This is a genomic window from Paenibacillus zeirhizosphaerae (assembly GCF_030705605.1).
GTDB lineage: Bacteria > Bacillota > Bacilli > Paenibacillales > Paenibacillaceae > Paenibacillus > Paenibacillus zeirhizosphaerae.
The window spans coordinates 458,554-480,708 of the sequence record NZ_JAPCKK010000014.1 but is presented as its reverse complement, the minus strand read 5'-3'; the positions used below and the strand labels follow the sequence as shown (position 1 = coordinate 480,708).

Sequence of the window (22,155 nt, the reverse complement as noted above, 5' to 3'; positions counted from 1 at the left end):
AGTCGGTTGAAATGGATCCAATGTTGTTAATGCAGGAAGCGGTCAAAGCGCGGAATAAGGCATATGTGCCTTATTCCCATTTCAGTGTTGGTGCTGCGTTGCTGGATGCCGAGGGGAAGATCCATCACGGATGTAATATTGAAAATGCCGCGTATGGGCCGAGTAACTGTGCCGAACGCACGGCCCTTTTTAGCGCGATAGCCCAAGGACAGAAGCCGGGCAGCTTCAAAGCGCTGGCGGTTGTAGGGGATACGGAACAGCCGATTGCCCCATGCGGTGTGTGCAGGCAGGTTATGGTAGAACTGTGTCCGCCGGATATGCCGGTTTATTTGGGCAATTTAAAGGGGGATATGAAGGAAACCACCCTGTCCGAGCTGCTGCCGGGAGCGTTTGGGCCATCTGATCTGGACAAAGGGCGATCATAATACCCGGGCACTGCCAAGGATAAAAAGAACACAGGACGCTGAGCGTCGGAGGAACGAATATGAGTAAAGCTAAATTTAGATCAGGTTTTGTCGCGATTGTCGGCAGACCGAATGTCGGAAAATCCACATTAATGAATCACGTGATCGGCCAGAAAATTGCGATCATGTCGGATAAACCGCAAACTACCCGCAACAAAATACACGGAGTGTACACGACTTCGGACACGCAGATCGTGTTTCTGGATACGCCAGGCATTCATAAAAGGCAATCTAAGCTGGGCGATTATATGAATCAGACAGCCTTCAACACCCTCGGCGAAGTGGAAGCTGTGCTGTTTCTTGTGGATGCGTCGGAGGGCATGGGAGGCGGTGACCGATTTATCGCCGAACAGATGAAGAAGGTATCTACCCCCGTCATTCTCGTGCTGAACAAAATAGACAAAATCGAGCCGGAAGCACTGCTTCCGCTAATTGAAGAATACCGTAAGCTGTATGATTTTGCGGAAATTGTGCCGATCTCGGCCAAAATGGGTAATAATGTGAACCGTCTGCTTGAGCAGATCGAGAAATATTTGCCCGCAGGCCCGCAATATTATCCCGAAGATCAGGTGACGGATCATCCCGAGCAGTTTGTCATTGCCGAGCTGGTGCGGGAGAAAATTTTGCACATGACCCGTGAGGAGGTTCCCCATTCCATAGCTGTCATGATTGAAGACATGCGAGTGGAGAGCAACGGTGTTGTCCACATCTCGGCTGTAATTTATGTGGAACGGGACTCGCAGAAAGGGATTATTATCGGCAAGCAGGGAGCCCTGCTTAAAGAAGTCGGCAAGCAGGCGCGGCAGGATATTCAGAAGCTGCTGGGGTCCAAGATTTTCCTGGAGTTATGGGTCAAGGTGAAGAAGGACTGGCGCAACCAGGAACGCGTGCTGCGCGACCTTGGATTTCATCGGGACGCCTGATCAGCAGCCATTTATTGCTTGGCATAGTTCCTGGATCATCGAGCATCCTATCTCGTAAATGCGGACGTCATTTCCGAAGAAAGGATGAATACGAATGCGAGATTTTTCGTGGAAGTATTTTATGATGACTGGAGATGTCGATGCGTATCTGTTATACAAAGAAGCTGCTGCACTGGGAGAGCAGGCGGCATTCGAAATAGAGCCGGACGAGCAGGAGGAAGCCTTAGAATAGGCTTTTCCGGTATATGGGGGACGGGGAAATGCTTTATAAATTGGAAGGCATCGTCATCCGCAGCATGGACTACGGCGAGGGGAATAAAATCATTACGTTGTGCACGGAGCATGGTGGTAAGGTCGGGATACTCGTACGTGGCGCCAAGAAACCAAAAAGCCGCCACGGCGCGCTTGCCCAGCCTTTTACATATGGACAGTATGTATTTTTTCGCAACACAGGGCTGGGCACGCTGAACGCTGGAGAGCTAATCGAATCCCATCACGGACTCAGGGAAGACATCTTCAAGGCGGCCTATGCTTCCTATGCCTGCGAGCTGCTCGACCGGGTGCTGCAGGATGAAGATACCGGGGCTTTTTGGTTCAGGCAGCTCAAGGCTTGTCTGGAAGCGCTGGAAAGTGGAAAGGATCCTCAGGTCATTGTCAATATCTATGAGCTCAAAGTTCTTCAGGCTGCGGGATATGCTCCCCAATTGGAAGAATGTATTTCATGTGGAAGACCATGTGCACAGGACGAGCCACAGGAATGGATCAGCACGGCTCTGGGGGGCGTACTGTGCAGAGCTTGCAAGCATTTCGACCCCGCTGCCGCCAGTGTAACGCCCCGTACGATGAAGCTGCTGCGGTTATTCGCCCGCCTGGATTTGACCCGGCTGGGCAATGTGGATGTCAGTGAATCGACGCGGGATGAGATTAAAGGTGTCATGCGCCGCTTTATGGATGCGCAGCTTGGCATGCAGCTCAAGTCCCGTAATTTTCTTGATCAACTGGACAAGTATGAATTTCAATAACGATTTTTGTTTGACTAATGTGTTATTATCGTGTAATATATCGTTAATTATCTCGTAATTGAGACATGCAAAGATCGGGAAAGTAACTGGTGATCAATTCCTTTCTTCAAGCGAGTCGGGGACGGTGGAAGCCTGGCGGGAACCATCAGTGAACGGCGCCCGGGAGCATGGAAGACACGGAAAAGCGGATTGCGTCATCCTTAAGAGATTAAGGGTGCTGTGGTCAAGTAGGGTGGAACCGCGGGAGCAAGCTCTCGTCCCTACGTCTGTACAGGCGTAGAGGGACGGGGGCTTTTTCATGTGTCTGCCCGTGTTGTGCCTCCCTGTACATGCTATGAAACTATTTTATTGGAAATGAGGCATGTATTCATGAATTTTCAGCAGATGATTCTGACGCTTCAGCAGTTCTGGGCTGAACAAAACTGCATCATCGTGCAGCCTTATGACACGGAAAAAGGCGCCGGTACAATGAATCCGATGACCTATCTTCGTTCCATCGGGCCCGAGCCGTGGAATGTCGCTTACGTGGAGCCCTCACGCCGTCCGGCGGACGGACGTTATGGCGAGAATCCGAACAGGCTGTATCAGCACCATCAGTTTCAGGTTATTCTGAAGCCTTCACCGGACAACATTCAAGAGTTATACCTGGAAAGTCTGCAGCGTCTTGGCATCAACCCGCTTGAGCATGACATCCGTTTCGTGGAAGACAACTGGGAAGCGCCGACACTTGGTGCATGGGGACTTGGCTGGGAAGTATGGCTTGACGGCATGGAAATCACCCAGTTTACGTACTTTCAGCAGGTTGGAGGTATTGACGCCAGCCCGGTAGCGGTGGAGATCACTTACGGAATGGAACGTCTTGCGTCCTATATTCAGGATAAAGAGAACGTATTCGATCTGGAATGGGTTGACGGGGTAACCTACGGAGATGTATTCCAGCAGCCTGAATATGAGCATTCCAAGTATACCTTCGAGGTATCGGATGTGAAGATGCTGTTTACGCTCTTCAATATGTATGAGGAAGAAGCGAACAAGGCGATGGCGCAGCACTTGGTATTTCCTGCATATGATTATGTCTTGAAATGCTCCCACACATTCAACCTTCTTGATGCGCGCGGAGCGATCAGCGTTACCGAGCGTACCGGTTATATTATGCGCGTGCGCAATCTGGCCCGCCAGGTGGCGGCAACGTATCTGGAGGAGCGCGAGAAGCTCGGCTTCCCGCTGATGAAGAAGAGAGGTGCGGAGCATGTCTAAGGATTTGCTGTTTGAAATTGGTCTTGAAGAAGTACCGGCCCGCTTTATTCCTGCAGCCATTGCCCAGTTGAAGGAAAGAATGACTCAATGGCTGGACGGCTCACGGATAGCTCACGGCGCAGTAGAAGGTTATGCGACACCGCGCAGACTGGCCGTCCTCGTTCGTGAGGTGGCGGAGAAGCAGGAGGATGTGCAGGAGGAAGTCAAAGGGCCTTCACGCAAAATCGCGCAGGATGAGCAAGGGAACTGGAGCAAGGCTGCGCTTGGCTTTGCCCGTAGTCAAGGAGTAAACCCTGAACAGTTTACCTTCAAAGAGTTGGGCGGGGTAGAATACATTTATGCAACCAAGAGCAGCATTGGCGTGCCGACGTCAGAGGTGCTTGCAGAAGGACTTACGGGTATTCTGCATGCCATGACATTCCCGAAGTTTATGCGTTGGGCTGCCTATGATTTTAAATTTGTAAGACCGATCCGTTGGCTTGTTGCGATGTACGGAACCGATGTGATTGAGATGGAAATCACCGACGTCAAGGCAGGCAATATGACGCGCGGACATCGTTTCCTCGGGCAGGCTGCCGAAATTGTCGAGCCTGCGGCTTATGTGGAAACACTGTGCGGGCAGCATGTCATCGCCGATATCGAAGAGCGCCAGCGCATGATTCTGGAGCAGATTGATGCCCTGGCAGCGGAAAAGCAATGGAGAATCGCCGTTAAGGATGATCTGCTGGAGGAAGTGCTTTTCCTCGTTGAAACCCCGACGGTGCTGTTCGGAACATTTGATCCTTCTTTTCTGAACATTCCGCAGGAGGTGCTGATTACGTCTATGCGCGAGCATCAGCGTTACTTCCCGGTTCTGGATGAGAAAGGTGAACTGCTTCCTTATTTCGTAACCGTCCGCAATGGCGGCAAGGATTCGCTGGACGTGATTGCCAAAGGGAACGAGAAGGTGCTACGTGCACGGCTGTCGGACGCGAAGTTCTTCTATGAGGAAGATCAGAAGCTGGAAATTAAAGAGGCGGTATCCAAGCTGGAGACCATTGTATTCCATGAGGAGCTTGGAACAGTTGGCGATAAGGTGCGGCGGGTGCGCCGCCTTGCGGATACGCTCGCGCAGAAGCTGAGTGCTCCGGCGGATACGGTAGAATCCGTCAGCCGAGCCGCTGATATTTGCAAATTTGACCTCGTAACACAGATGGTCTACGAATTCCCTGAGCTGCAAGGCTTGATGGGAGAGGATTATGCCCGTAAGGCTGGTGAAAAAGAAGAAGTGGCCAAAGCGGTGTTTGAGCATTACCAGCCGCGGTTTTCAGGCGATGAGGTTCCGTCGACGCTGGCGGGAGCTATTGTCAGTATTGCCGATAAACTGGATACGATTACCGGGTGCTTCTCCATCGGCATTATTCCAACAGGCTCCCAGGATCCGTATGCTTTGCGCCGTCAAGCTGCCGGGATTGTGCAGATTGTCCTAGACAGAGAGCTTTCCATCGGATTGTCGGCGCTGTTCGGCATCGCGCTGGACATTCATCAGAACTACGGCAGTATGAAGCGCTCCGCTGAGGAAGTTCGCAAGGATTTGCATGAGTTCTTCGGTCTCAGAGTTAAAAAATTGTTGTCCGAAACGCTGCGCTATGATGTGGTGGACGCAGTGCTCAGCGCCGGGTATGACGATGTTGCTTCCGCCGTGGCGCGCGGTACGGCGTTAATGGATGCGGTGCAGACCGGGGAAGCTTTCAAGAATACGGTTGAATCCTTTAATCGGGTGGGCAACCTGGCTGGTAAAGCCGTACATGCATCAGTGAATCCTGATGTGTTTGCGGATGCGGGAGAGAGGGAGTTGTACTCCGCCTGGCAGGACGTGCACCAGCCTTATCTCGATGCGCTCGGCCGACGCAAGGCCGTGGAAGCTCTCACCCTTGCCGGTCAGTTGACAGGGGCCGTAACTTCATTCTTTGATTCCGTTATGGTTATGGCCGAAGATGAAGGAGTCCGCAATAATCGGTTGGCGCTGCTGGCTGTCATCCATGGGGATCTGAAACAATTCGCCGATTTCTCAAAGCTGGTCTGGTAGAGATAGGGCTATTGCTGCCTAAATGTATACCGTAGTGGAAGATAAGGGTATAAATAAGGTACGGAACGATGCTTTTTAAGCATCGTTCCGTATTTTACGCTTTATATAGAGGGCGGCGGTGAGGGCTTTGGATCTAAGTGACCGGCGTATTGTTGTGGATGGGGATGCCTGCCCGGTCAAAGCTGAAATAGCGGCAGCCGCATCCGAATTTCATATGCAGGTTGTATTGGTATCTTCTTATGATCATAGGTTAAACGGCGGCTCCGGCATAACGGTCGTTACCGTCGATCGCAGCAGTCAGAGTGCGGATCTCTACATTGCAAATCATATCCGCCGGGGGGATGTTGTGGCAACGAATGATTACGGACTAGCCGCGCTGGCGCTGGCCAAAGGCTGCAGCGTTATTTCTTTCCGTGGAGCGCTGTACAGTGATGATTCGATTGACTTTATGCTTGACCGGCGTCATGTGTCCGCCAAAGAGAGGCGGCGCGGGCGATATGGCAAGGGTCCTAAAGCTCTTACGGAAGAGGATCGTATAACATTTCAACATAAATTGACAAAACTTTTAACAGACTTGCAGGAGAATGCGTTGAAATAGCGAATATATTTACGTGCTAAAGAGATGAAGGTGGTTTGAATGAGTGCCGGACATGGGAACATACCGGAGCATATCATTGAATCGGTGCTGCAGCAGCATGATATCGTAGATACGGTAAGCAAGTACGTGCATTTGACCAAGCAGGGGAAATATATGAAAGGCCTCTGCCCTTTTCATTCGGAGAAAACCCCTTCTTTCACGGTGACGCCCGAGCGCCAGATCTTTTACTGCTACGGCTGCGGCAAGGGAGGAAATGCCATCAAATTTACGATGGAAATCGAAGGATTAACCTTTCCCGAGGCCGTCAGATCGATGGCAGAAGAGAGTCACATACCGCTGGGGGATTGGCAGGGCCGTGAATCGGCTCACCAGAATCCTGAAATGGAGCGGTTGCTGCAGGCATACGAGGTAACTGCAAAGCTGTATCATTTTCTGCTTAAAAATACGGAGTATGGAAAAGCCGCAATGGAATACCTTCGGTCAAGAGGATTTACCGATAAGGTGATTGACCAATTTCAGATCGGTTATGCTCCCAACCGCTGGGATACACTCGTTCAATTTTTGGAGAAACGCTCCTATGATCCTGCGGAAATGGAGAAGGGCGGCCTGCTGTCGGCCCGTCATGAACAGGACGGTTATGTTGACCGCTTTCGTGATCGTGTCATATTCCCTATCTGGAACCGGAACGGTAAGGTTATTGCCTTCGCGGGCCGGATTATCGGGGAAGGACAGCCTAAATATCTCAATTCACCGGAGACACGTTTGTTTAATAAGAGCCGTACGCTGTACAACCTTCATCAGGCCAAGCCGGCGATTCGCAAGCTGAGGCAGGCGGTTCTTTTTGAAGGGTATGGGGATGTGATTGCCGCCTGGGAAGCCGGGGTTCAGCATGCGACGGCGGGAATGGGTACTGCACTAACCGAGCATCAGGCCATGATGCTGAAAGGTCTGTGCGACGAGGTCATCATCTGTTACGATGGGGATTCTGCTGGACAAGCCGCCGCGCTAAAAAATTTTCCTATACTCGAGGCTGCCGGACTGCACGTCAAAGTCGGACTGTTAAATGAGGGTATGGATCCGGACGATTTCATTCGCCAGCACGGGAGCGAACGCTTCAAAAGGCAAATCATTGACGGTGCCGTTTCAACGGTTAAATTTAAGCTTATATATCTGAGGAAAAACCATATACTGCTAGAAGAAGAAGGAAGGATTGCATATTCCCGCGAAGCTTTGAAGGTGATCGCGCCCTTATCTTCTCCAACAGAGCGTGAGGTTTACCTCCGCGAGGTATCCTCGGAGGTCAAGGTGGATTATGAAACGCTGAAGCAGGAATGCAATCTGCTCAGGCAGTCGCTGCAAAAAAAACAACAGGCAGGGGATAATAACGAGAAAAGGTGGAATAATGGTAGGCATAAAAAAGGCCACATACCGACACCGAATTTGCTTCCTGCCTACCATGCGGCTGAACGAAGGCTGCTGTCTTGGATGCTTCAGGATGCCGAGGCCGCCCGGTACGTTGAGGATCACCTGGGGGATGCCTTTAACATTGAGGATTATGCGGCAATTGCAGCATATCTATATGCATACTATGCACAAGGTAAGCCACCGGACTCCAGCCGGTTTATCGCTTCCCTCCATGATGACCGTCTTGAAAAAGCGGTCAGTTCCATCGTCATGATGGATACACCGGGAATGTGGTCGTCGGAAATTTTGGATGACTGTATTCGGGAAGTGAAGAAATACCCGCTGCAGCAGATGCTGGATCGGAAGAGGGAAGAAATGATTGCGGCCGAACGTTCCGGTGATTTTCTGGAGGCAGCCCAAATTGCAAGTGAGATTATAGCCCTAGAGAGACAATAAAAGGTAGGTCGGATGTTTCTAGGGAGGAGGGAGTCGAATTATGGCGAATGATCAGCATACTGAACTAGAAACGGAATTGACGCTGGATCAGGTGAAGGATCAGTTAATTGAAGCGGGTAAAAAGAGATCTACTCTGAATTACAAAGACATCATGGAAAAACTGTCGCCATTTGACCAGGATCCCGAACAAATGGATGAGTTTTACGAGCAGCTTGGTGACATGGGAATTGAGGTTGTCAATGACAGCGACGAGGACCTTGCAACGATGCGCCAAAGCGATGATCCAGATAGAAATAATGACAGCGACGATTTTAATTTTGACGATGACCTGAGCTTGCCGCCTGGCATCAAAATTAATGATCCTGTCCGGATGTATCTGAAAGAGATCGGCCGGGTTCCGCTCCTGTCTGCGGATGATGAAGTAGAACTGGCCAAACGTATTGAGAAAGGCGACGAGGAAGCGAAGCGCCGGCTTGCTGAAGCTAACCTGCGTCTCGTTGTAAGTATCGCTAAGCGTTATGTAGGCAGAGGCATGCTGTTTCTGGATTTGATCCAGGAAGGCAACATGGGCTTGATCAAAGCCGTCGAGAAGTTCGACCACAGCAAAGGTTATAAATTCAGTACTTATGCAACCTGGTGGATTCGCCAGGCCATTACACGCGCAATTGCTGACCAGGCCAGAACGATCCGGATACCGGTTCATATGGTTGAGACGATCAACAAGCTGATTCGTGTATCGCGTCAGCTTCTGCAAGAGCTCGGACGGGAGCCTTCACCTGAGGAAGTGGCGGCTGAAATGGAGCTAAGTGTGGAAAAAGTGCGGGAAATCATGAAGATCGCTCAGGAGCCCGTTTCGCTTGAAACACCGATTGGGGAAGAGGATGACTCTCATCTTGGAGACTTCATTGAGGATCAGGAGGCGCTGGCGCCTGCGGATGCTGCCGCCTATGAGTTGCTCAAGGAGCAGCTTGAAGATGTGCTGGATACGCTAACTGAACGGGAAGAGAACGTATTGCGCCTTCGTTTCGGTCTTGATGACGGCCGCACCAGAACATTGGAGGAAGTCGGCAAGGTCTTTGGCGTCACGCGCGAGCGGATTCGGCAGATTGAAGCCAAAGCTCTCCGCAAGCTTCGCCATCCGAGTCGGAGCAAACGTCTCAAGGATTTTCTCGAATAGGTAATAAGCGGACCTTCTGCGTCTTGAGTGCAGAGGGTCTTTTTTCATTGCTTACTCTCTGCTTAGAATGTCTTCTTTTGTCATAATTTCCTTGATTTGTTTTATTGGGTTTTATTTTAGCTCTTTTCCAGCGCTAATGCAAATCATGTTTAACTAGAAAAAAATGGATTGCGTGGGTGGCTTCATGAAATTATCACAACGTTTGCAGTATATATTAGAACAAATCCCGCCCGACTCCGTGCTGGCCGATATCGGCTCGGATCATGCTCTGCTGCCAGTTGCGGCCGTGCAAAGCGGGAGGGTAATCAAGGGGATCGCGGGCGAGGTCAATGCAGGTCCGCTGCGGGCGGCAAGGAAACAGGTGGCAGATGCGGGCCTTTCCGGCAAGATCGATGTAAGGCATGGCAACGGTCTGCAGGTATTGAATGCAGGTGAGGCGGATGTAATTACGATTGCGGGCATGGGAGGGGCGCTCATAGCGACCATACTGGATGAAGGACAGGACAAACTGTCCGGTGTCCGTCAGCTTGTGCTGCAGCCGAATGTAGGTGAAGATATGCTGCGGAGGTGGCTGCTCCATTCCGGATGGGTGATCACCGGAGAACATATTCTGGAGGAAGACGGAAAAATATACGAAGTTCTGACTGCTCTTCCGGAAGCGGAGAGCTCTCTGTCCCAGGAGGAGCTCTATGCACCTGTTCAGCTTGAAGGCGGTTTAGCCCTTGCCTCCGACCTGCTCATTCGTATGGGTCCCCATCTCGTCAAAACGCCGAACGAAGTTTTTTTCAAAAAATGGCGGGGGGAAATTGCCAAGCTCCAGTCTGTGCTAAAGCAGGTGGAACGATCAGAGCTGGAATCCGCGCGCGAGAAAAAGGAAGAGCTACGGAGGCAAATTGAACAATTGGAGGAGGTGCTTGCATGTATGCAAAAGGACAGACTGTGATTCAATTGATGGAGCAACTAGCTCCGAAGCATCTGGCTGTTCCGGACGACAGGATCGGACTTCAACTCGGCAGCCTGCAGAAGGAGATCAAGCAGGTGCTGGTTGCCCTTGATGTGACCGATGAAGTGGTAGAAGAGGCTATCGGTCTTGGGGCGGATCTCATCATCGCGCATCATGCCATTATTTTCCGGCCACTGAAAACTTTAAACACCGACCAGCCGGTAGGAAAGCTGTATGAGAAGCTAATTAAAAACGATATCGCGGTTTATATCAGCCATACCAATCTGGATACCGCCGAGGGTGGCATGAACGACTGGATGGCTGATGCTCTGGGAATTGAAAGCTCAGGTACGCTGGAGGATGTGCACACGGATCAATTGTTCAAGCTGGTCGTATTTGTGCCGAAAACGCATCATCAGCAGGTACAGGACGCTGTGCTTCGGGCAGGAGCAGGCCATATCGGAAATTACAGCCACTGCAGCTTTAATATAGAGGGCATCGGCACCTTTGTACCGCAGGAGGGTGCCCATCCGTATCTGGGCCAGCAGGGTAAGCTGGAACAGGTGGAAGAGGTGCGGGTGGAGACCATGGTTCCGGCAGGAATACGTGGCAAGGTCATCCAGGCGATGCTTAAAGCGCACCCGTATGAAGAAGTGGCTTATGATCTGTACCCCATGGATCTGAAAGGACGTACCTTCGGACTAGGCCGTGTCGGCAAATTGAAGCAGCCCTGTACGCTTCGTGAATTTGTGGACGTTGTAAAAAAAGGGCTGAAGGTGCCTCATGTCCGCGTTGTTGGGGATCTTGACCGGGACGTGAAAAAGGCGGCTGTTTTGGGCGGATCAGGGAGCCGTTACGTGAACAAAGCGCTGTATAAAGGAGCCGATGTGATCGTAACCGGTGACATTGACTATCATACTGCGCATGACGCGCTTATGGCCGGAATTGCGATTGTTGACCCCGGGCACAATGCAGAGAAAATGATGAAGGAGCAAACCGCGAACTGGCTTCGTGTCAAGTTGGAGGAAAGCCGCTGCGCTACGAAGGTGCAGGCATCGGCCGTCGATACGGAGCCATTCCGGTTTATGTAGCAGTCAGTGGCAGGCAGAGGACGGACTTCCAGATAATATAGTCTTGTGCCGCTTGCCCAAACCCTGTATACTATACAATGTTGTGCGGAAAGTTTGACAGACAATCGCTGGTGGCGCAAGCCGCGAGAGGAAAGTCCGGGCTCCGTAGGGCAGGATGCTGGATAACGTCCAGTCAGCGCGAGTTGAAGGATAGTGCCACAGAAATGGACCGCCGATGGCCGCTTACGTGGCGGCACAGGCAAGGATGGAACCGAGGTGTAAGAGACCCCGAGGAACGCTGGTGACTTCGTTCCTGGTAAACCCCATCTGGAGCAAGACCTAATGGGACACAGCTTCTTCGAGAAGCAGCCTTAGCCCGAGGCGTGTCCGGGTTGGTCGCTGGAGCTGTGCAGTAATGTACGGCCTAGATAGATGATTGTCGCTTGTGGTGGGAGGGTAGTTCCCGTTTGGACCACGAAGAGTACAGAACCCGGCTTACGGAAAGCTTTCCAAACTGCAACATTTTTATTTCTTTTTAACGATGAACAGCCTATATGAAACAAGGCCGTGCCTCCGGAAATCCGGTTGGCACGGCCTTGTTTTTTTGGCAGCTGGTTTAGATCGAGACGACTTCAGCCGCATAGCTGCTGAAAGCACGTTCCATACGTTCGATAGCCTCGGGAAGCAGATGCGGGTCTGTGTGAGTGAAGTTCAACCGCATCCGATTGAAGCCGGAACCATCGGTATAGAACACCTGGCCTGGGACAAATGCGACCCCTTCACGGACAGCATGCTGCAGGAGAAGGTCGGCTTTTACATGCTTAGGTAATTGTACCCACAGGAACATTCCCCCTTGCGGCTCGATCCACGAGACGCCTTCCCATTGGCGAGCTTTGATTAAAGAGGTCATTTTCACCATGCGGGTATGGTACTCTGTGGAAACCGTCCGAATGTGGTCTTGCAGATCGAAGAAACCGAGTAGCTCATGCAGTGCCCGCTGATCAATAATACTGGAGTGAAGATCAGCAGCCTGCTTGGCTTTGGCGGCAGTACGTATGATAGACGCCTCTGCCATAACCCAACCGGTCCGAACGCCTGGAGCCACGGTTTTGGAAAATGTGCTGGTATAGATGACATTACCACCTTCTCCATACTGTTGATCCATGGAGTACAGGGATGGAAAATTAAGATCAGCATTAAACTTCAGCTTCCCGTATGGATCATCTTCAAAAATGAGCACTCCGTGCTTGCGGCACAGCTCTACAACAGCCTCGCGGCGTTCCAGACTCCACACATTGCCTCCTGGGTTGGAGAAGGTCGGAATGACATAGATGAATTTCGGGCGGTGACGAATCAGCTTCGCTTCCAGATCGTCCGGCAGCATGCCGTGTTCATCGGTCTCCACACTTATGGGGATGGCCCGGTACGACTGGAATACCTGAAGTGCGGCCAGGTAAGTCGGTGCCTCGACCAGAATCACATCTTCAGGGTCAAGAAAAATACGTGAAATCAAATCAATCGATTGCTGGGAGCCAGTCGTCATGAGTATTTCATCCGGATGTACCCGGCAGACATCTGCGGCCATTTGTTCGGAGATACGCTCGCGCAGCGGGAGAAAGCCCTCGGTCAATCCGTATTGCAGTGCGGTACCACCACCTTGCAATGCCCGCTCGTATGCCTCTCGTACGGCATCAACGGGGAAAAAGGCATCTGCGGGGAGTCCGCCAGCCAAAGACAGGATGTCTTTTCCTTGAGTTAATTTCAGAATGTCTCTTACTGCGGACGAACCCAAGTGCTGGGTCATGGTTGAAAAATGGTGGGTCAATATGATCATCTCCTGAAAGGGGTTACGAAACAGGTGTTATGTACTGTACTGAAATTCCGTTAACTATTAATCCGTTAACTATTAAATAGTAGATAACAGACATCAGCAGCCATAGCCCTTCGTTTCTAATCTTAACAATAAAATTTTTAGTAGTATACATGGTTTAATGCATAACAGTAAAGTGCCAGTATAACAGCTTGGAGTCTTTAAGAAAGAAAATGGAAAAGGCAGACCCAGGTGCTTGCTTCGGATCTGCCTTTTCGCGGATTAACCGTTATGGATTGAATCTGTGCAAGATCGATTCGAACCTGCTGCGCAGATGCTGGGGCCAAAGCTGAAGTGGAGCACCTTCACCTTGCGCTGCGCTAAGCGCCTTGTATGCGTCGATTTGCCCGTATCCAAAATACTTGTCATGTCCCGCTTCACCCAGATCAACAACATTATTGCGTAAAATATCCATGACCTCCGTATTCTGCAGCTCGGGATTCTGCGAGCGTATCAATGCAGCTACAGCAGATACGTGAGGGCTGGCCATGGACGTGCCAGACAGGGCGGCGTATTGGCTGCCAGGATAAGTACTGGCAATGTTGGTGCCGGGAGCGGATACATCCACGTAATCCCCGTAGTTGGAATAAGTGGCCCGCTTCATCGACGAATCCGTAGCGGCCACGGCCAATACCTCGGGGTACGCCGCCGGATAGCCCGGTCGTTCCGTATTATCATTGCCGGCTGCCGATATGAGCACTACATCTTTGTTATAAGCGTATTTGATCGCTTCATGCAGGAATTGCGAGTCCACATAGTTGCCAAGGCTCAAGTTAATGACCTTGGCTCCATGATCAGCGGCCCAAATGATGCCCTGTGCGACGGAATAAGTTGTGCCTGAACCCGATTGGTCCAGAACCTTCACAGGCATGACTTTATTGTACCAGGTCATGCCTGCCACGCCTTCATTGTTGTTGACCAGTGCGGATATGATGCCCGCGACATGCGTGCCGTGTCCGACATCATCGTAGGGGGCTTTGGCGGGATCAATGAGGTTGTAGCCCTTAACGAACTGTCCCTTCAGATCCGGATGCTCTAAGTCCGCGCCTGTATCTATAACGGCTACCGTGACGTTCTTGTTTCCTCTCGACAAATTCCAGCCCCGATTGACTTCAACGGCCGGCAGATTCCATTGGTACTGGGAAAAGAGAATGTCGTTGGGCATGGATACGTCTTTGGTATCCTTTGCCGTATTGTCATTGGTCATATACATGTAATGCGGCTCGGTATAGAGCGGATTCCACCTTTTCACAAAATACTGCTTCAGCTCTCGGAAGCTCATACTTTCGGAATGAAAAATATAGGTATCCCCAAGCATTCGTCCTTCCTCTTTGCTGCCCAGGTCACGGCGGATTTGAAGCAACTGTTCCTTTTCAGGTTTATTTCGGAAACGCACGACGATTTCATTTTCGTAAAAATGGCTGGCATTCTCGTTGTCATGCCCGGTTTTGACGGTGATGTCCCGCATCGTATTCGGGTATACGGACTCAACCCGAAAACGTCCTTCACGGGGATAAGGGATCATACGGAGATTGCGTCGCTGATGCTCCTCGACAGCACGAAGAATATGCTCGTTAAAGAGGCCGATGACAGCATGCTTGCCGTCTGCAGATGGCTCAGCCAGGATGAAATAGCGGTCCTTTCCTGCCTGAAGCGACGGGGACTCATAGGAACGTCCGTGCTTGACCGCTTCTTTGGCAGCCTGGATGCCTAAGCGGACTGATTGAGCCTTGCCTGCCGCATCACGATCAAGAGCGCTTCCAGCGATCTGCCGGGACCGCCCGTTGTGCCTATCTACCCAAATCAGCGCATGGAGCTGGCCATGGCTTTTTTTCATTTGCTCCCCGTATGCGGTAATGCCGCCGTCATTGCTGCTGCTTAAAGCAGCGACCATCGCATGAAGATGGCCTTGTGCATCCTGTCTGAGCAGTTTCTTTGTAGCGTTAATATCCTCCGATAGCAGCGTCTGTTTCATTTCCATCTCTGTTCCTTGCCTGTCCGTCGGGCGGTCGGAAAGGGTTTGGGGAGACTGCGGCTGCTTCTGCTTTCCATCGTTCCAGGGCAGAAGCACACTAACGATCAGCAATGTGGCGGCGACACCTAAGGCTGCCTTGATCCAACTGTGACGGGACATGTCAGGTCGTCCTCCTGTAATCGAATTTGGGTATGCTTTAGCGTGAGAAACTCCGCAGTTTTTTATACCGTTTGTCCGCCATTTGTGGTAGGATAATTACTGAAATTAAGGGTTGATGTTTAAATGGAGTTATATCGGGTACACCGATAATGAAGGAATTGATTAGAGGGGGAGAGCTGCACCTATGTCAGCAGTCAATGTACAAAAATTATGTGAGTCCACTCGGGAGAAGTTAAAATTCGCCATCGGGCGTATGGAATTGTTTTTAAATGAGCATGCCTTGCCACAACTGTCCGGGGAGCAGGATGAAGAGACCGTGCAGTATTACAGGGGATTTCTTTCGGATCTCCGCCACCTGCTTGTTTTCTCGGAGGTTTCTTACGAAAAGCTGGGCGTAGCTTTGCGTCGCGCCAATTTTGATGTCGATTTTGCCGAAAGGGCTCTGTATAATGTGTACCATGACTGTGTGAACAGCTTTTTCTATCCCAAGAACGAATCCTATGTGGAAGACGGTCGTTATGCTTATACAGGACAGGATGCCATTCGCTTCCGCAGAGCTATTCTTCCTGAAGTACGTGCGGTTGTTATGGATATTACCAGAAGCTACGAGGAGCTGCGCGACGATCTCACCTATTATGAGAGCGACTATTTGACCCAACGCCGCATGCAGAACCAGCGCAGTCACGCTTAGAATAAAACTCAGAAGCCGTCGATGGCTTACACCAAGCTGAACTTGGTGGGCCATCGGCGGCTTTTTTTAAGTACGTCAATAGACGTTTTCCTTATGTTATCAACTCCCATGCCACTTATGGCATATGGGCGGGCAGGAGGGGACATAATGAGCCTGAGGTGATAAATATGAGTCAACAGTCCAAGCCGGCAGTCCGGTGCAGTGTTTCGAATTGTCATTATTGGGACCAAAACAACATTTGTAAGGCGGACGTTATTATGATTGATATCGACCGCCATGCAGGCAGGGAGCTGCATGAGGAATACGCTGGAGAGACGTTTAGCACCAGCGAACGTGACTATGCGGAAACTTCTGCTGCTACCTGCTGTCACACCTTTACACCGAAAAAAACAAAGTAATCCAGACCGATTTGTAGCCCTAACACAACATGCGGAGGTGCAGCAGTCCTAATGGAAGACAACAACCGGTTTCAGGACAAGAAGACAGCGGATTTCCGGTCCTCCAGAACTCCTATTGTGCGTGACCGTGTGGATTATCCGCGCAAGGAACACCGAGAGGAGTATGCGGCTGAAGTGGCCCCAGGCCGACCAGTAGAAGGCAGAGCAGAAGTAACGGAAAGCGGTAAAAAAGGTAAAACCGCAGGTTATACAGGGATAGTCCTGGGAATTCTGGCCATGTTCATATGGTCTATTGTGCTTGGTCCAATCGCAGCCGTTCTTGGTATCTATGCCTTCATGAACGGTAAAAAAACCTTGGGCGGTTGGGCTATCGGCTTGGGAGTGCTGGCGACGGTCAGCTACTTCGCATTTATTCCGTTCGTTCGATAAGCTACAATTCAGAGAATTGGCCGGAGCAGCCCCTTCCCAAACGGGAAGGGGCTGCTTTTTTTCGACAAAACCTCTGGCAGACCCTAACAAAAAGTTGTATCATAGGCAATAATGCCGTATATGGCAGCATACAGCTTCAGACCAGCAGCTTACACTATATGTAAAAGAAAGTTGGGAAATATACATGCAAATAGATCAGCGCGTATCAAAGCAAGCCGTCGATATGCAGTTGGTAAATAACACAAATACAAGTGATGCTCAGGTCAGCGGTTCCGATTTTGCCGGTTTGATCACGCAGGTTGCACAACAACAGGCAGAGCCTGCAGTTCAAGGTGCAATGACGCAAGAGAACGGTCTGCTGTGGCTGCAACTTGGCTCGGCTAGAGGCGCATCCTCCTACCCGGTTCAGTTGAATAGTGCTGTGCAACCAGCAGAAGAATTCAGCCTTCCTTCAACCTTCGATGCGCTGATTTCTGGGGCCAGCAGAAAATACGGAGTCTCCGAATCCTTGATCAAGGCAGTCATCGATACGGAGTCCTCCTTTAACCCGAATGCCGTTTCCTCCGCAGGAGCCAAGGGGCTGATGCAGTTGATGGATGCGACTGCCCAGGGGCTGGGTGTCAACGATCCGTTTGATCCGGCGGAGAACATTGACGCAGGTGTCCGCTACCTGTCCTATCAACTGAAGCGTTTTGGCGGACAGGAGAATATGGCGCTTGCGGCTTATAATGCTGGTCCATCCAGGGTGGAGCGACTTGGAATATCCAGTGATGCTGAGCTGATGTCCGTTCTGGATCAATTGCCGGTCGAGACGCAAAATTATGTAGCTAAAATTCAAATCGCCCGCGCAAAATTTTCTGGTTAAAGCATGGACTGTGAATGAATATTCCTCAACCGGATGAGGGTCCGCCAAAGGATCAATACGGGGAAGCCGGCTTGGACGAGCGCTCCTCCTGTTGGTCTTTTTGTGTTGGGTGAAAGAAAAGGGGGCATAGAGTTGTTATACTTTGATCATGCGGCAACGACTCCTCCTTATGAAGAGGTTGTTGAGACGGTTGCCGAGCTGATGAGAAGGCATTACGGGAATCCGTCATCCTTGCATAAATACGGGGAAGAGGCCGGGAAGCTGCTAAAACGGGCACGTGAAGTGTGCGCGGCCGCCTTGGATGCTAAGCCCGGGGAAATTATATTTACCTCAGGGGCTACAGAAAGCAATAATTTGGCTGTAAAAGGCGCAGTCCTTCAGTATGCATCCAGAGGTCGGCACCTGGTTACGGCGGCAACTGAGCACCCTTCGGTATTTGAGAGCTGCCGGCAGCTTGAGCAAATGGGCTATGAGTTGACCGTGTTGCCTGTGGACGAACAGGGACATGTCAGCGCTGATCAGGTTGCTGGGGCCATTCGTAAAGACACGGTGCTGGTCAGCATTATGCATGTGAACAATGAAACCGGACGTATGCAGCCGATTCACGAAATTGGGCCACGGCTGAAGGCTGAATACCCGAAGGTTCTGTTTCATGTAGACGGCGTGCAGAGCTTCGGTAAGCTCCCGGTTAAGCTCAAGGATTGGGGCATTGATTTGTTCAGTCTGTCTGGTCATAAAATACGGGGACCGAAGGGTACAGGTCTTCTATATGTTAGGGAAGGAATAAAGCTCTTACCACTGTTGACCGGGGGAGGACAGGAATTTGACCTGCGGGCCGGCACGGAGAACGTACCTCTGATCGTAGGTTTGGCCAAGGCAGTACGGATGGCTGAGGAAGGGCACAAGCAGTTTGCTGCCAGCACGGCCGAATGGCGGGATATGATTTTGGAGGAAGTGCGTCAGATTCCTTCGCTTGTGCTGAACAGCGGGGCTGAAGCTCCGCATATCGTGAATTTCTCCCACCCGGGAATGAAGGCAGAGGTTATGCTTCATACGCTGGAGCAACTGGGCGCAGCCGTATCCACGAAATCGGCCTGCTCCTCCAGACTCGCGGAGCCGAGCCGGGTGCTGATCGCCATGGGCAGAAGCGGGAGTGCCGCATCGGGCGGAATCCGGATCAGCTTCGGAGATAGTCACAGCGCGGAAGAAGTGAAGCAATTGGCACTGGCTATACAGGAAATGATGAAACGGCTGAAAAGCGTTGAAAGGTGGGGACGGTAAATTGAATTATGATATGCTGCTGGTACGCTTCGGAGAGTTTACCCTTAAAGGGAGAAACCGCGGACGGTTTGAGAGGGCTGCACTTTCTCGTGTTAAGGAGCTGCTCCGGGACTATCCGCAAGCAAAGCTGAACCATGAGTTTGGGCGATTATACGTTGTATTAAACGGGGAGCCGTATGAACAGATGATTGACACACTACAGAAGGTGTTTGGCATCGCCTCCATCAGCCCGGTAAAGGTGGCACCCCTCGATATCGATGAGATTGCGGCGACGGCGACCGCTCTAATCGGAGAGATTGCACCGGCTGCAGGTACAACCTTCAAAGTGCATGCGCGCCGTGTGTGGAAGGAGTTTCCTCATTCCTCTCAGGAAATGAACCATTTGATCGGTTCACCAGTGCTGCGCGCTTTTCCGGCCCTCAAGGTTGACGTGAGGCATCCACAGTTGGAGCTGCGGGTGGAGGTGCGTCAGCAGGGGGCGTATGTGTTCAGTGAAGTGATTCCGGCAACCGGCGGATTTCCGCTCGGTACGAATGGCAAAGCAATGCTGCTGCTATCGGGAGGCATCGACAGCCCGGTTGCGGCATGGTCCTCCATGCGCAGAGGCCTTGAGGTGGAATGTGTCCATTTCTATAGCTACCCCTATACCAGCGAGCTGGCTAAGGAAAAGGTCATTGATTTGGCTAAAGTACTTGCCGGGTATGCAGGGCGGATTAAGCTGCATCTGGTGCCGTTTACGGATATTCAGACCTCGTTCACCCGGACAGGCCAGGATAATCTGATCATCACGCTCATGCGGAGGTCCATGCTGAGAATCGCGACGAAGCTCGCTGAGCGTGAAGGAGCGCTTGCGCTGGTTACCGGGGACAGCCTTGGCCAGGTGGCAAGCCAGACCCTGTCGAGCATGAATGTGATCGGGCGCGCAACGGAGCTGCCGATGCTGCGACCGCTGGTTATGATGGATAAGAACGATATTATTGATATTGCTCAAAAAATCGGGACCTACGAGCTGTCCATCTTGCCTTATGAGGACTGCTGTACTCTGTTTGTTCCCAAATCACCAAGCACCAATCCGAATTTGTTGGTTGTGGAGAGGATAGAGGCTTCTCTGCGCGAGCTGCCGGCCATGATTGATCAAGCGGTTGAGGCGACGGAAACGCTTGTTTTGGAGGCTAACGGTAAGGTATGGGGACGTCGCCGGGAAGATTCCGTTGTGCGTGAGGAATATTTTTAATGAACCGGACGCCTCTTTTTTGTTTGTTGTGAGACGCTCCGAGAACGAAGCATTCCTGCAATCGCTGTTGACCCTTCGGGCCAAAGGCGAACGCTGCGCTTTTCCGGAATTGCTTCGTTCTCTCCGCTGCTGTGTGCGTACACTAACATGCAAAAAAAGAAACCCGTGTCATTGTCATTTATCCATTGAAACACGCTAACGGATGTCCTGCGCCATTTGGAACAGTATAAAGTCATATTCAAAAAAAGCTTTCGGCGTATATGACCGAAAGCTTTTTTTTGCTCTTTTTGTTCTTTTTGCTCTGTACGTGCATGGCATCTTAAGAATAAGAGCGTTTCTGACTGCCTTTTTTTTGCGCGGCTCTGCGGTTGGCCAGATAACCGGCGATCAGAATCCCGACGATAACCGCCACGATAAACAGGATTCGCAGCGCAGGATGTGCTGTAAAATAAGGCTCGATCCGGGCTTCCTCCGTAATCATATGGGAGGCGGTGTATCCCAGAACAGCGGACCCGACATACACGATCCACGGGAAGCGGTTGATCAGCTTGATAAAAATAGTGCTTCCCCACACCACGATCGGCACGCTAATTAGCAGTCCGATGACTACGAGAACAAAGTGCTGCTGGGCAGCGCCTGCCACGGCAATGACATTATCCAGTCCCATTGCGGCATCGGCAATGACAATCGTCCGCACAGCCTGTCCGAGCGTGGCACCAGCAGAGACCTCTGTATGCTCCTCCTCTTGATCAACCAGCAACTTGTAGGCGATCCAGATCAGCATCAGTCCGCCCGCCAGCATCAGCCAAGGAATTTGCAGCAGCCACAGCACAATAATGGTCGCCACAATCCGGATCAACACGGCCCCTGCAGTCCCGTACAGTATGGCTTTCTTTTGCGTTTGCGGAGGCAGTCTCCGTGCGGCCAATCCGATGACAATAGCGTTATCTCCCGCCAGCATCAGGTCAATAAATATAACGTTCAGCAACAGCAGCAAGAACTCAAGACTTAAATAATCCACGATGTTTGTCACTCCTTTTACTGTAAACCAAGACATAGGAACAAATCAGTTCATTATAGTGCCCAGAAATCGGACAGTCAAGCATAGCCAGTCTTGTTCAAGCATACAGGTAGGATGGAGGTGTTTGTACACATGGAGCATATTTGGCTGTTGATGCAAATTCTGATGGTCAATCTCGTACTGAGCGGAGATAATGCGGTCGTAATAGCCCTGGCCAGCAAAAATCTGCCCTTGCAGCAGCGGCGTCAGGCCATATGGTGGGGGGCATTCGGGGCCGTCCTGCTGCGCTGTGTGTTAACGTTTGGCGCTGTGCTGCTCCTGGGAGTCCCTTTTATACAAGGGGCCGGAGGGCTGCTGCTGCTATGGATCGCCTTTAAGCTGCTCTTTGATAACGGAGGGGAGGGCGGTGTCAAGGAAGCAGCTACGGTAGGCAAGGCGGTACAAATTATACTTACTGCAGACTTAATCATGAGCCTTGATAATGTGTTGGCCATAGCTGCCCTGGCGGATGGAGACCTGGCCATCATCGTGATCGGCATCGCAATCAGCATCCCCATCGTCGTGTGGGGCAGCACGTTGATCTCTGATCTGCTGCAGCGTTTTCCCGTTCTTGTGGTGGCTGGCTCCGCCATACTGGCTTTTACGGCAGGTGAGATGATGATGAACGACCCGCTTCTGCAGGCGATTCTTGGGGGCTTTTCCTACAAAACACACCCGCTGCTGCCTGTTGCTCTGTGTGGAGGGGTAATAACCGCAGGTGTGTGGCATATGAGCCGCCTTCGTTCAGGACGGGAGTGGTGAACATATATTTAACATCTACACTCTTGATTTATACGATATATGAACTATA

The 22,155-nt window shown here is 51.3% G+C and carries 21 protein-coding genes and 1 other RNA gene; 19 read left to right on the top strand and 3 right to left on the bottom strand.

Annotation, left to right across the window (positions count from 1 at the left end; all coding sequences use genetic code 11):
* Positions 1 to 11: 11 nt before the first annotated feature.
* The 12 genes from OIN60_RS09365 (at position 12) to rnpB (ending at position 11,895) form a co-directional block, all read left to right on the top strand.
* Positions 12 to 425 (top strand): cytidine deaminase, encoded by a 414-nt coding sequence (locus OIN60_RS09365; protein WP_305754582.1) that lies wholly within the window; start codon positions 12 to 14, stop codon positions 423 to 425.
* Between the two features lie 59 nt (positions 426 to 484).
* Positions 485 to 1,387 carry a GTPase Era gene (gene era / locus OIN60_RS09360; RefSeq protein ID WP_305754581.1) on the top strand — a complete coding sequence of 301 codons (903 nt, stop codon included), beginning with the start codon at positions 485 to 487 and terminating at the stop codon, positions 1,385 to 1,387.
* 94 nt (positions 1,388 to 1,481) lie between these two features.
* Entirely contained in the window at positions 1,482 to 1,619 is a 138-nt protein-coding gene (locus OIN60_RS09355) for a YqzL family protein (RefSeq protein WP_305754580.1), read from the top strand.
* A 28-nt stretch (positions 1,620 to 1,647) separates the two neighbouring features.
* Positions 1,648 to 2,409, top strand: coding sequence for a DNA repair protein RecO (gene recO / locus OIN60_RS09350; protein ID WP_305754579.1), 762 nt, complete (start codon positions 1,648 to 1,650; stop codon positions 2,407 to 2,409).
* A gap of 369 nt (positions 2,410 to 2,778) precedes the next feature.
* Positions 2,779 to 3,666, top strand: a complete 888-nt coding sequence (glyQ, locus tag OIN60_RS09345; RefSeq protein WP_305754578.1) for a glycine--tRNA ligase subunit alpha — start codon at positions 2,779 to 2,781, stop codon at positions 3,664 to 3,666.
* Positions 3,659 to 5,734: a glycine--tRNA ligase subunit beta gene (gene glyS, locus OIN60_RS09340; RefSeq protein WP_305754577.1), complete on the top strand. Its 2,076-nt coding sequence runs from the start codon at positions 3,659 to 3,661 to the stop codon at positions 5,732 to 5,734. The genes glyQ and glyS overlap by 8 nt, the downstream gene beginning before the upstream one ends.
* A gap of 118 nt (positions 5,735 to 5,852) precedes the next feature.
* On the top strand, positions 5,853 to 6,332 hold the full coding sequence (locus tag OIN60_RS09335; protein ID WP_305754576.1) for a YaiI/YqxD family protein: 480 nt from the start codon (positions 5,853 to 5,855) through the stop codon (positions 6,330 to 6,332).
* A 39-nt stretch (positions 6,333 to 6,371) separates the two neighbouring features.
* Complete coding sequence (dnaG, locus tag OIN60_RS09330; RefSeq protein ID WP_305754575.1) at positions 6,372 to 8,192, top strand: DNA primase; 1,821 nt, start codon at positions 6,372 to 6,374, stop codon at positions 8,190 to 8,192.
* Between the two features lie 40 nt (positions 8,193 to 8,232).
* The gene (gene rpoD / locus OIN60_RS09325) at positions 8,233 to 9,369 is read left to right on the top strand and encodes an RNA polymerase sigma factor RpoD (RefSeq protein WP_305754574.1); all 1,137 of its coding nucleotides are present in this window, start codon (positions 8,233 to 8,235) and stop codon (positions 9,367 to 9,369) included.
* A 184-nt stretch (positions 9,370 to 9,553) separates the two neighbouring features.
* Complete coding sequence (locus tag OIN60_RS09320) at positions 9,554 to 10,312, top strand: tRNA (adenine(22)-N(1))-methyltransferase (RefSeq protein WP_305754573.1); 759 nt, start codon at positions 9,554 to 9,556, stop codon at positions 10,310 to 10,312.
* Entirely contained in the window at positions 10,288 to 11,403 is a 1,116-nt protein-coding gene (locus OIN60_RS09315) for a Nif3-like dinuclear metal center hexameric protein (protein ID WP_305754572.1), read from the top strand. The genes OIN60_RS09320 and OIN60_RS09315 overlap by 25 nt, the downstream gene beginning before the upstream one ends.
* A gap of 88 nt (positions 11,404 to 11,491) precedes the next feature.
* An RNA gene (gene rnpB, locus OIN60_RS09310) (RNase P RNA component class A) lies at positions 11,492 to 11,895 on the top strand.
* Positions 11,896 to 11,998: 103 nt separating this feature from the next.
* Here the strand turns inward: rnpB and OIN60_RS09305 are convergent.
* Positions 11,999 to 13,207, bottom strand: coding sequence for an aminotransferase-like domain-containing protein (locus OIN60_RS09305; RefSeq protein ID WP_305754571.1), 1,209 nt, complete (start codon positions 13,205 to 13,207; stop codon positions 11,999 to 12,001).
* A gap of 274 nt (positions 13,208 to 13,481) precedes the next feature.
* Positions 13,482 to 15,386 (bottom strand): S8 family peptidase, encoded by a 1,905-nt coding sequence (locus tag OIN60_RS09300; protein ID WP_305754570.1) that lies wholly within the window; start codon positions 15,384 to 15,386, stop codon positions 13,482 to 13,484.
* 184 nt (positions 15,387 to 15,570) lie between these two features.
* On the opposite strand from OIN60_RS09300, the gene OIN60_RS09295 reads away from it, so the two are divergent.
* The 6 genes from OIN60_RS09295 to thiI all read left to right on the top strand — a co-directional run bounded on the left by OIN60_RS09295 (position 15,571) and on the right by thiI (position 20,284).
* Entirely contained in the window at positions 15,571 to 16,077 is a 507-nt protein-coding gene (locus OIN60_RS09295; RefSeq protein WP_305754569.1) for a YpuI family protein, read from the top strand.
* A 167-nt stretch (positions 16,078 to 16,244) separates the two neighbouring features.
* A complete protein-coding gene (locus OIN60_RS09290) occupies positions 16,245 to 16,475 on the top strand; it encodes a DUF1540 domain-containing protein (protein ID WP_305754568.1) in 231 nt (76 codons plus the stop codon).
* A gap of 51 nt (positions 16,476 to 16,526) precedes the next feature.
* Positions 16,527 to 16,904 (top strand): hypothetical protein, encoded by a 378-nt coding sequence (locus OIN60_RS09285; protein ID WP_305754567.1) that lies wholly within the window; start codon positions 16,527 to 16,529, stop codon positions 16,902 to 16,904.
* Positions 16,905 to 17,088: 184 nt separating this feature from the next.
* Entirely contained in the window at positions 17,089 to 17,769 is a 681-nt protein-coding gene (locus OIN60_RS09280; RefSeq protein WP_305754566.1) for a lytic transglycosylase domain-containing protein, read from the top strand.
* Positions 17,770 to 17,901: 132 nt separating this feature from the next.
* Complete coding sequence (locus OIN60_RS09275; RefSeq protein WP_305754565.1) at positions 17,902 to 19,050, top strand: cysteine desulfurase family protein; 1,149 nt, start codon at positions 17,902 to 17,904, stop codon at positions 19,048 to 19,050.
* A 1-nt stretch (position 19,051) separates the two neighbouring features.
* Positions 19,052 to 20,284 (top strand): tRNA uracil 4-sulfurtransferase ThiI, encoded by a 1,233-nt coding sequence (gene thiI, locus OIN60_RS09270; RefSeq protein WP_305754564.1) that lies wholly within the window; start codon positions 19,052 to 19,054, stop codon positions 20,282 to 20,284.
* A 319-nt stretch (positions 20,285 to 20,603) separates the two neighbouring features.
* Here thiI and OIN60_RS09265 read toward each other — a convergent pair whose 3' ends face one another.
* Positions 20,604 to 21,341 carry a TerC family protein gene (locus OIN60_RS09265; protein WP_370872444.1) on the bottom strand — a complete coding sequence of 246 codons (738 nt, stop codon included), beginning with the start codon at positions 21,339 to 21,341 and terminating at the stop codon, positions 20,604 to 20,606.
* 96 nt (positions 21,342 to 21,437) lie between these two features.
* Between OIN60_RS09265 and OIN60_RS09260 the strand changes: the two genes are divergently transcribed.
* Positions 21,438 to 22,106 carry a TerC family protein gene (locus OIN60_RS09260; RefSeq protein ID WP_305754562.1) on the top strand — a complete coding sequence of 223 codons (669 nt, stop codon included), beginning with the start codon at positions 21,438 to 21,440 and terminating at the stop codon, positions 22,104 to 22,106.
* The last annotated feature ends 49 nt before the right edge of the window (positions 22,107 to 22,155 follow it).

What these genes read in the sequence shown, in the direction of transcription:
- OIN60_RS09265 (WP_370872444.1), bottom strand. Translation starts at nt 21,341, where the DNA reads ATGTCTTGGTTTACAGTAAAAGGAGTGACAAACATCGTGGATTATTTA.
- OIN60_RS09365 (WP_305754582.1), top strand. Translation starts at nt 12, where the DNA reads ATGGATCCAATGTTGTTAATGCAGGAAGCGGTCAAAGCGCGGAATAAG.
- dnaG (WP_305754575.1), top strand. Translation starts at nt 6,372, where the DNA reads ATGAGTGCCGGACATGGGAACATACCGGAGCATATCATTGAATCGGTG.
- era (WP_305754581.1), top strand. Translation starts at nt 485, where the DNA reads ATGAGTAAAGCTAAATTTAGATCAGGTTTTGTCGCGATTGTCGGCAGA.
- recO (WP_305754579.1), top strand. Translation starts at nt 1,648, where the DNA reads ATGCTTTATAAATTGGAAGGCATCGTCATCCGCAGCATGGACTACGGC.
- glyS (WP_305754577.1), top strand. Translation starts at nt 3,659, where the DNA reads ATGTCTAAGGATTTGCTGTTTGAAATTGGTCTTGAAGAAGTACCGGCC.
- OIN60_RS09295 (WP_305754569.1), top strand. Translation starts at nt 15,571, where the DNA reads ATGTCAGCAGTCAATGTACAAAAATTATGTGAGTCCACTCGGGAGAAG.
- glyQ (WP_305754578.1), top strand. Translation starts at nt 2,779, where the DNA reads ATGAATTTTCAGCAGATGATTCTGACGCTTCAGCAGTTCTGGGCTGAA.
- OIN60_RS09285 (WP_305754567.1), top strand. Translation starts at nt 16,527, where the DNA reads ATGGAAGACAACAACCGGTTTCAGGACAAGAAGACAGCGGATTTCCGG.
- OIN60_RS09320 (WP_305754573.1), top strand. Translation starts at nt 9,554, where the DNA reads ATGAAATTATCACAACGTTTGCAGTATATATTAGAACAAATCCCGCCC.
- OIN60_RS09260 (WP_305754562.1), top strand. Translation starts at nt 21,438, where the DNA reads ATGGAGCATATTTGGCTGTTGATGCAAATTCTGATGGTCAATCTCGTA.
- OIN60_RS09315 (WP_305754572.1), top strand. Translation starts at nt 10,288, where the DNA reads ATGTATGCAAAAGGACAGACTGTGATTCAATTGATGGAGCAACTAGCT.
- OIN60_RS09300 (WP_305754570.1), bottom strand. Translation starts at nt 15,386, where the DNA reads ATGTCCCGTCACAGTTGGATCAAGGCAGCCTTAGGTGTCGCCGCCACA.
- OIN60_RS09355 (WP_305754580.1), top strand. Translation starts at nt 1,482, where the DNA reads ATGCGAGATTTTTCGTGGAAGTATTTTATGATGACTGGAGATGTCGAT.
- OIN60_RS09290 (WP_305754568.1), top strand. Translation starts at nt 16,245, where the DNA reads ATGAGTCAACAGTCCAAGCCGGCAGTCCGGTGCAGTGTTTCGAATTGT.
- OIN60_RS09280 (WP_305754566.1), top strand. Translation starts at nt 17,089, where the DNA reads ATGCAAATAGATCAGCGCGTATCAAAGCAAGCCGTCGATATGCAGTTG.
- rpoD (WP_305754574.1), top strand. Translation starts at nt 8,233, where the DNA reads ATGGCGAATGATCAGCATACTGAACTAGAAACGGAATTGACGCTGGAT.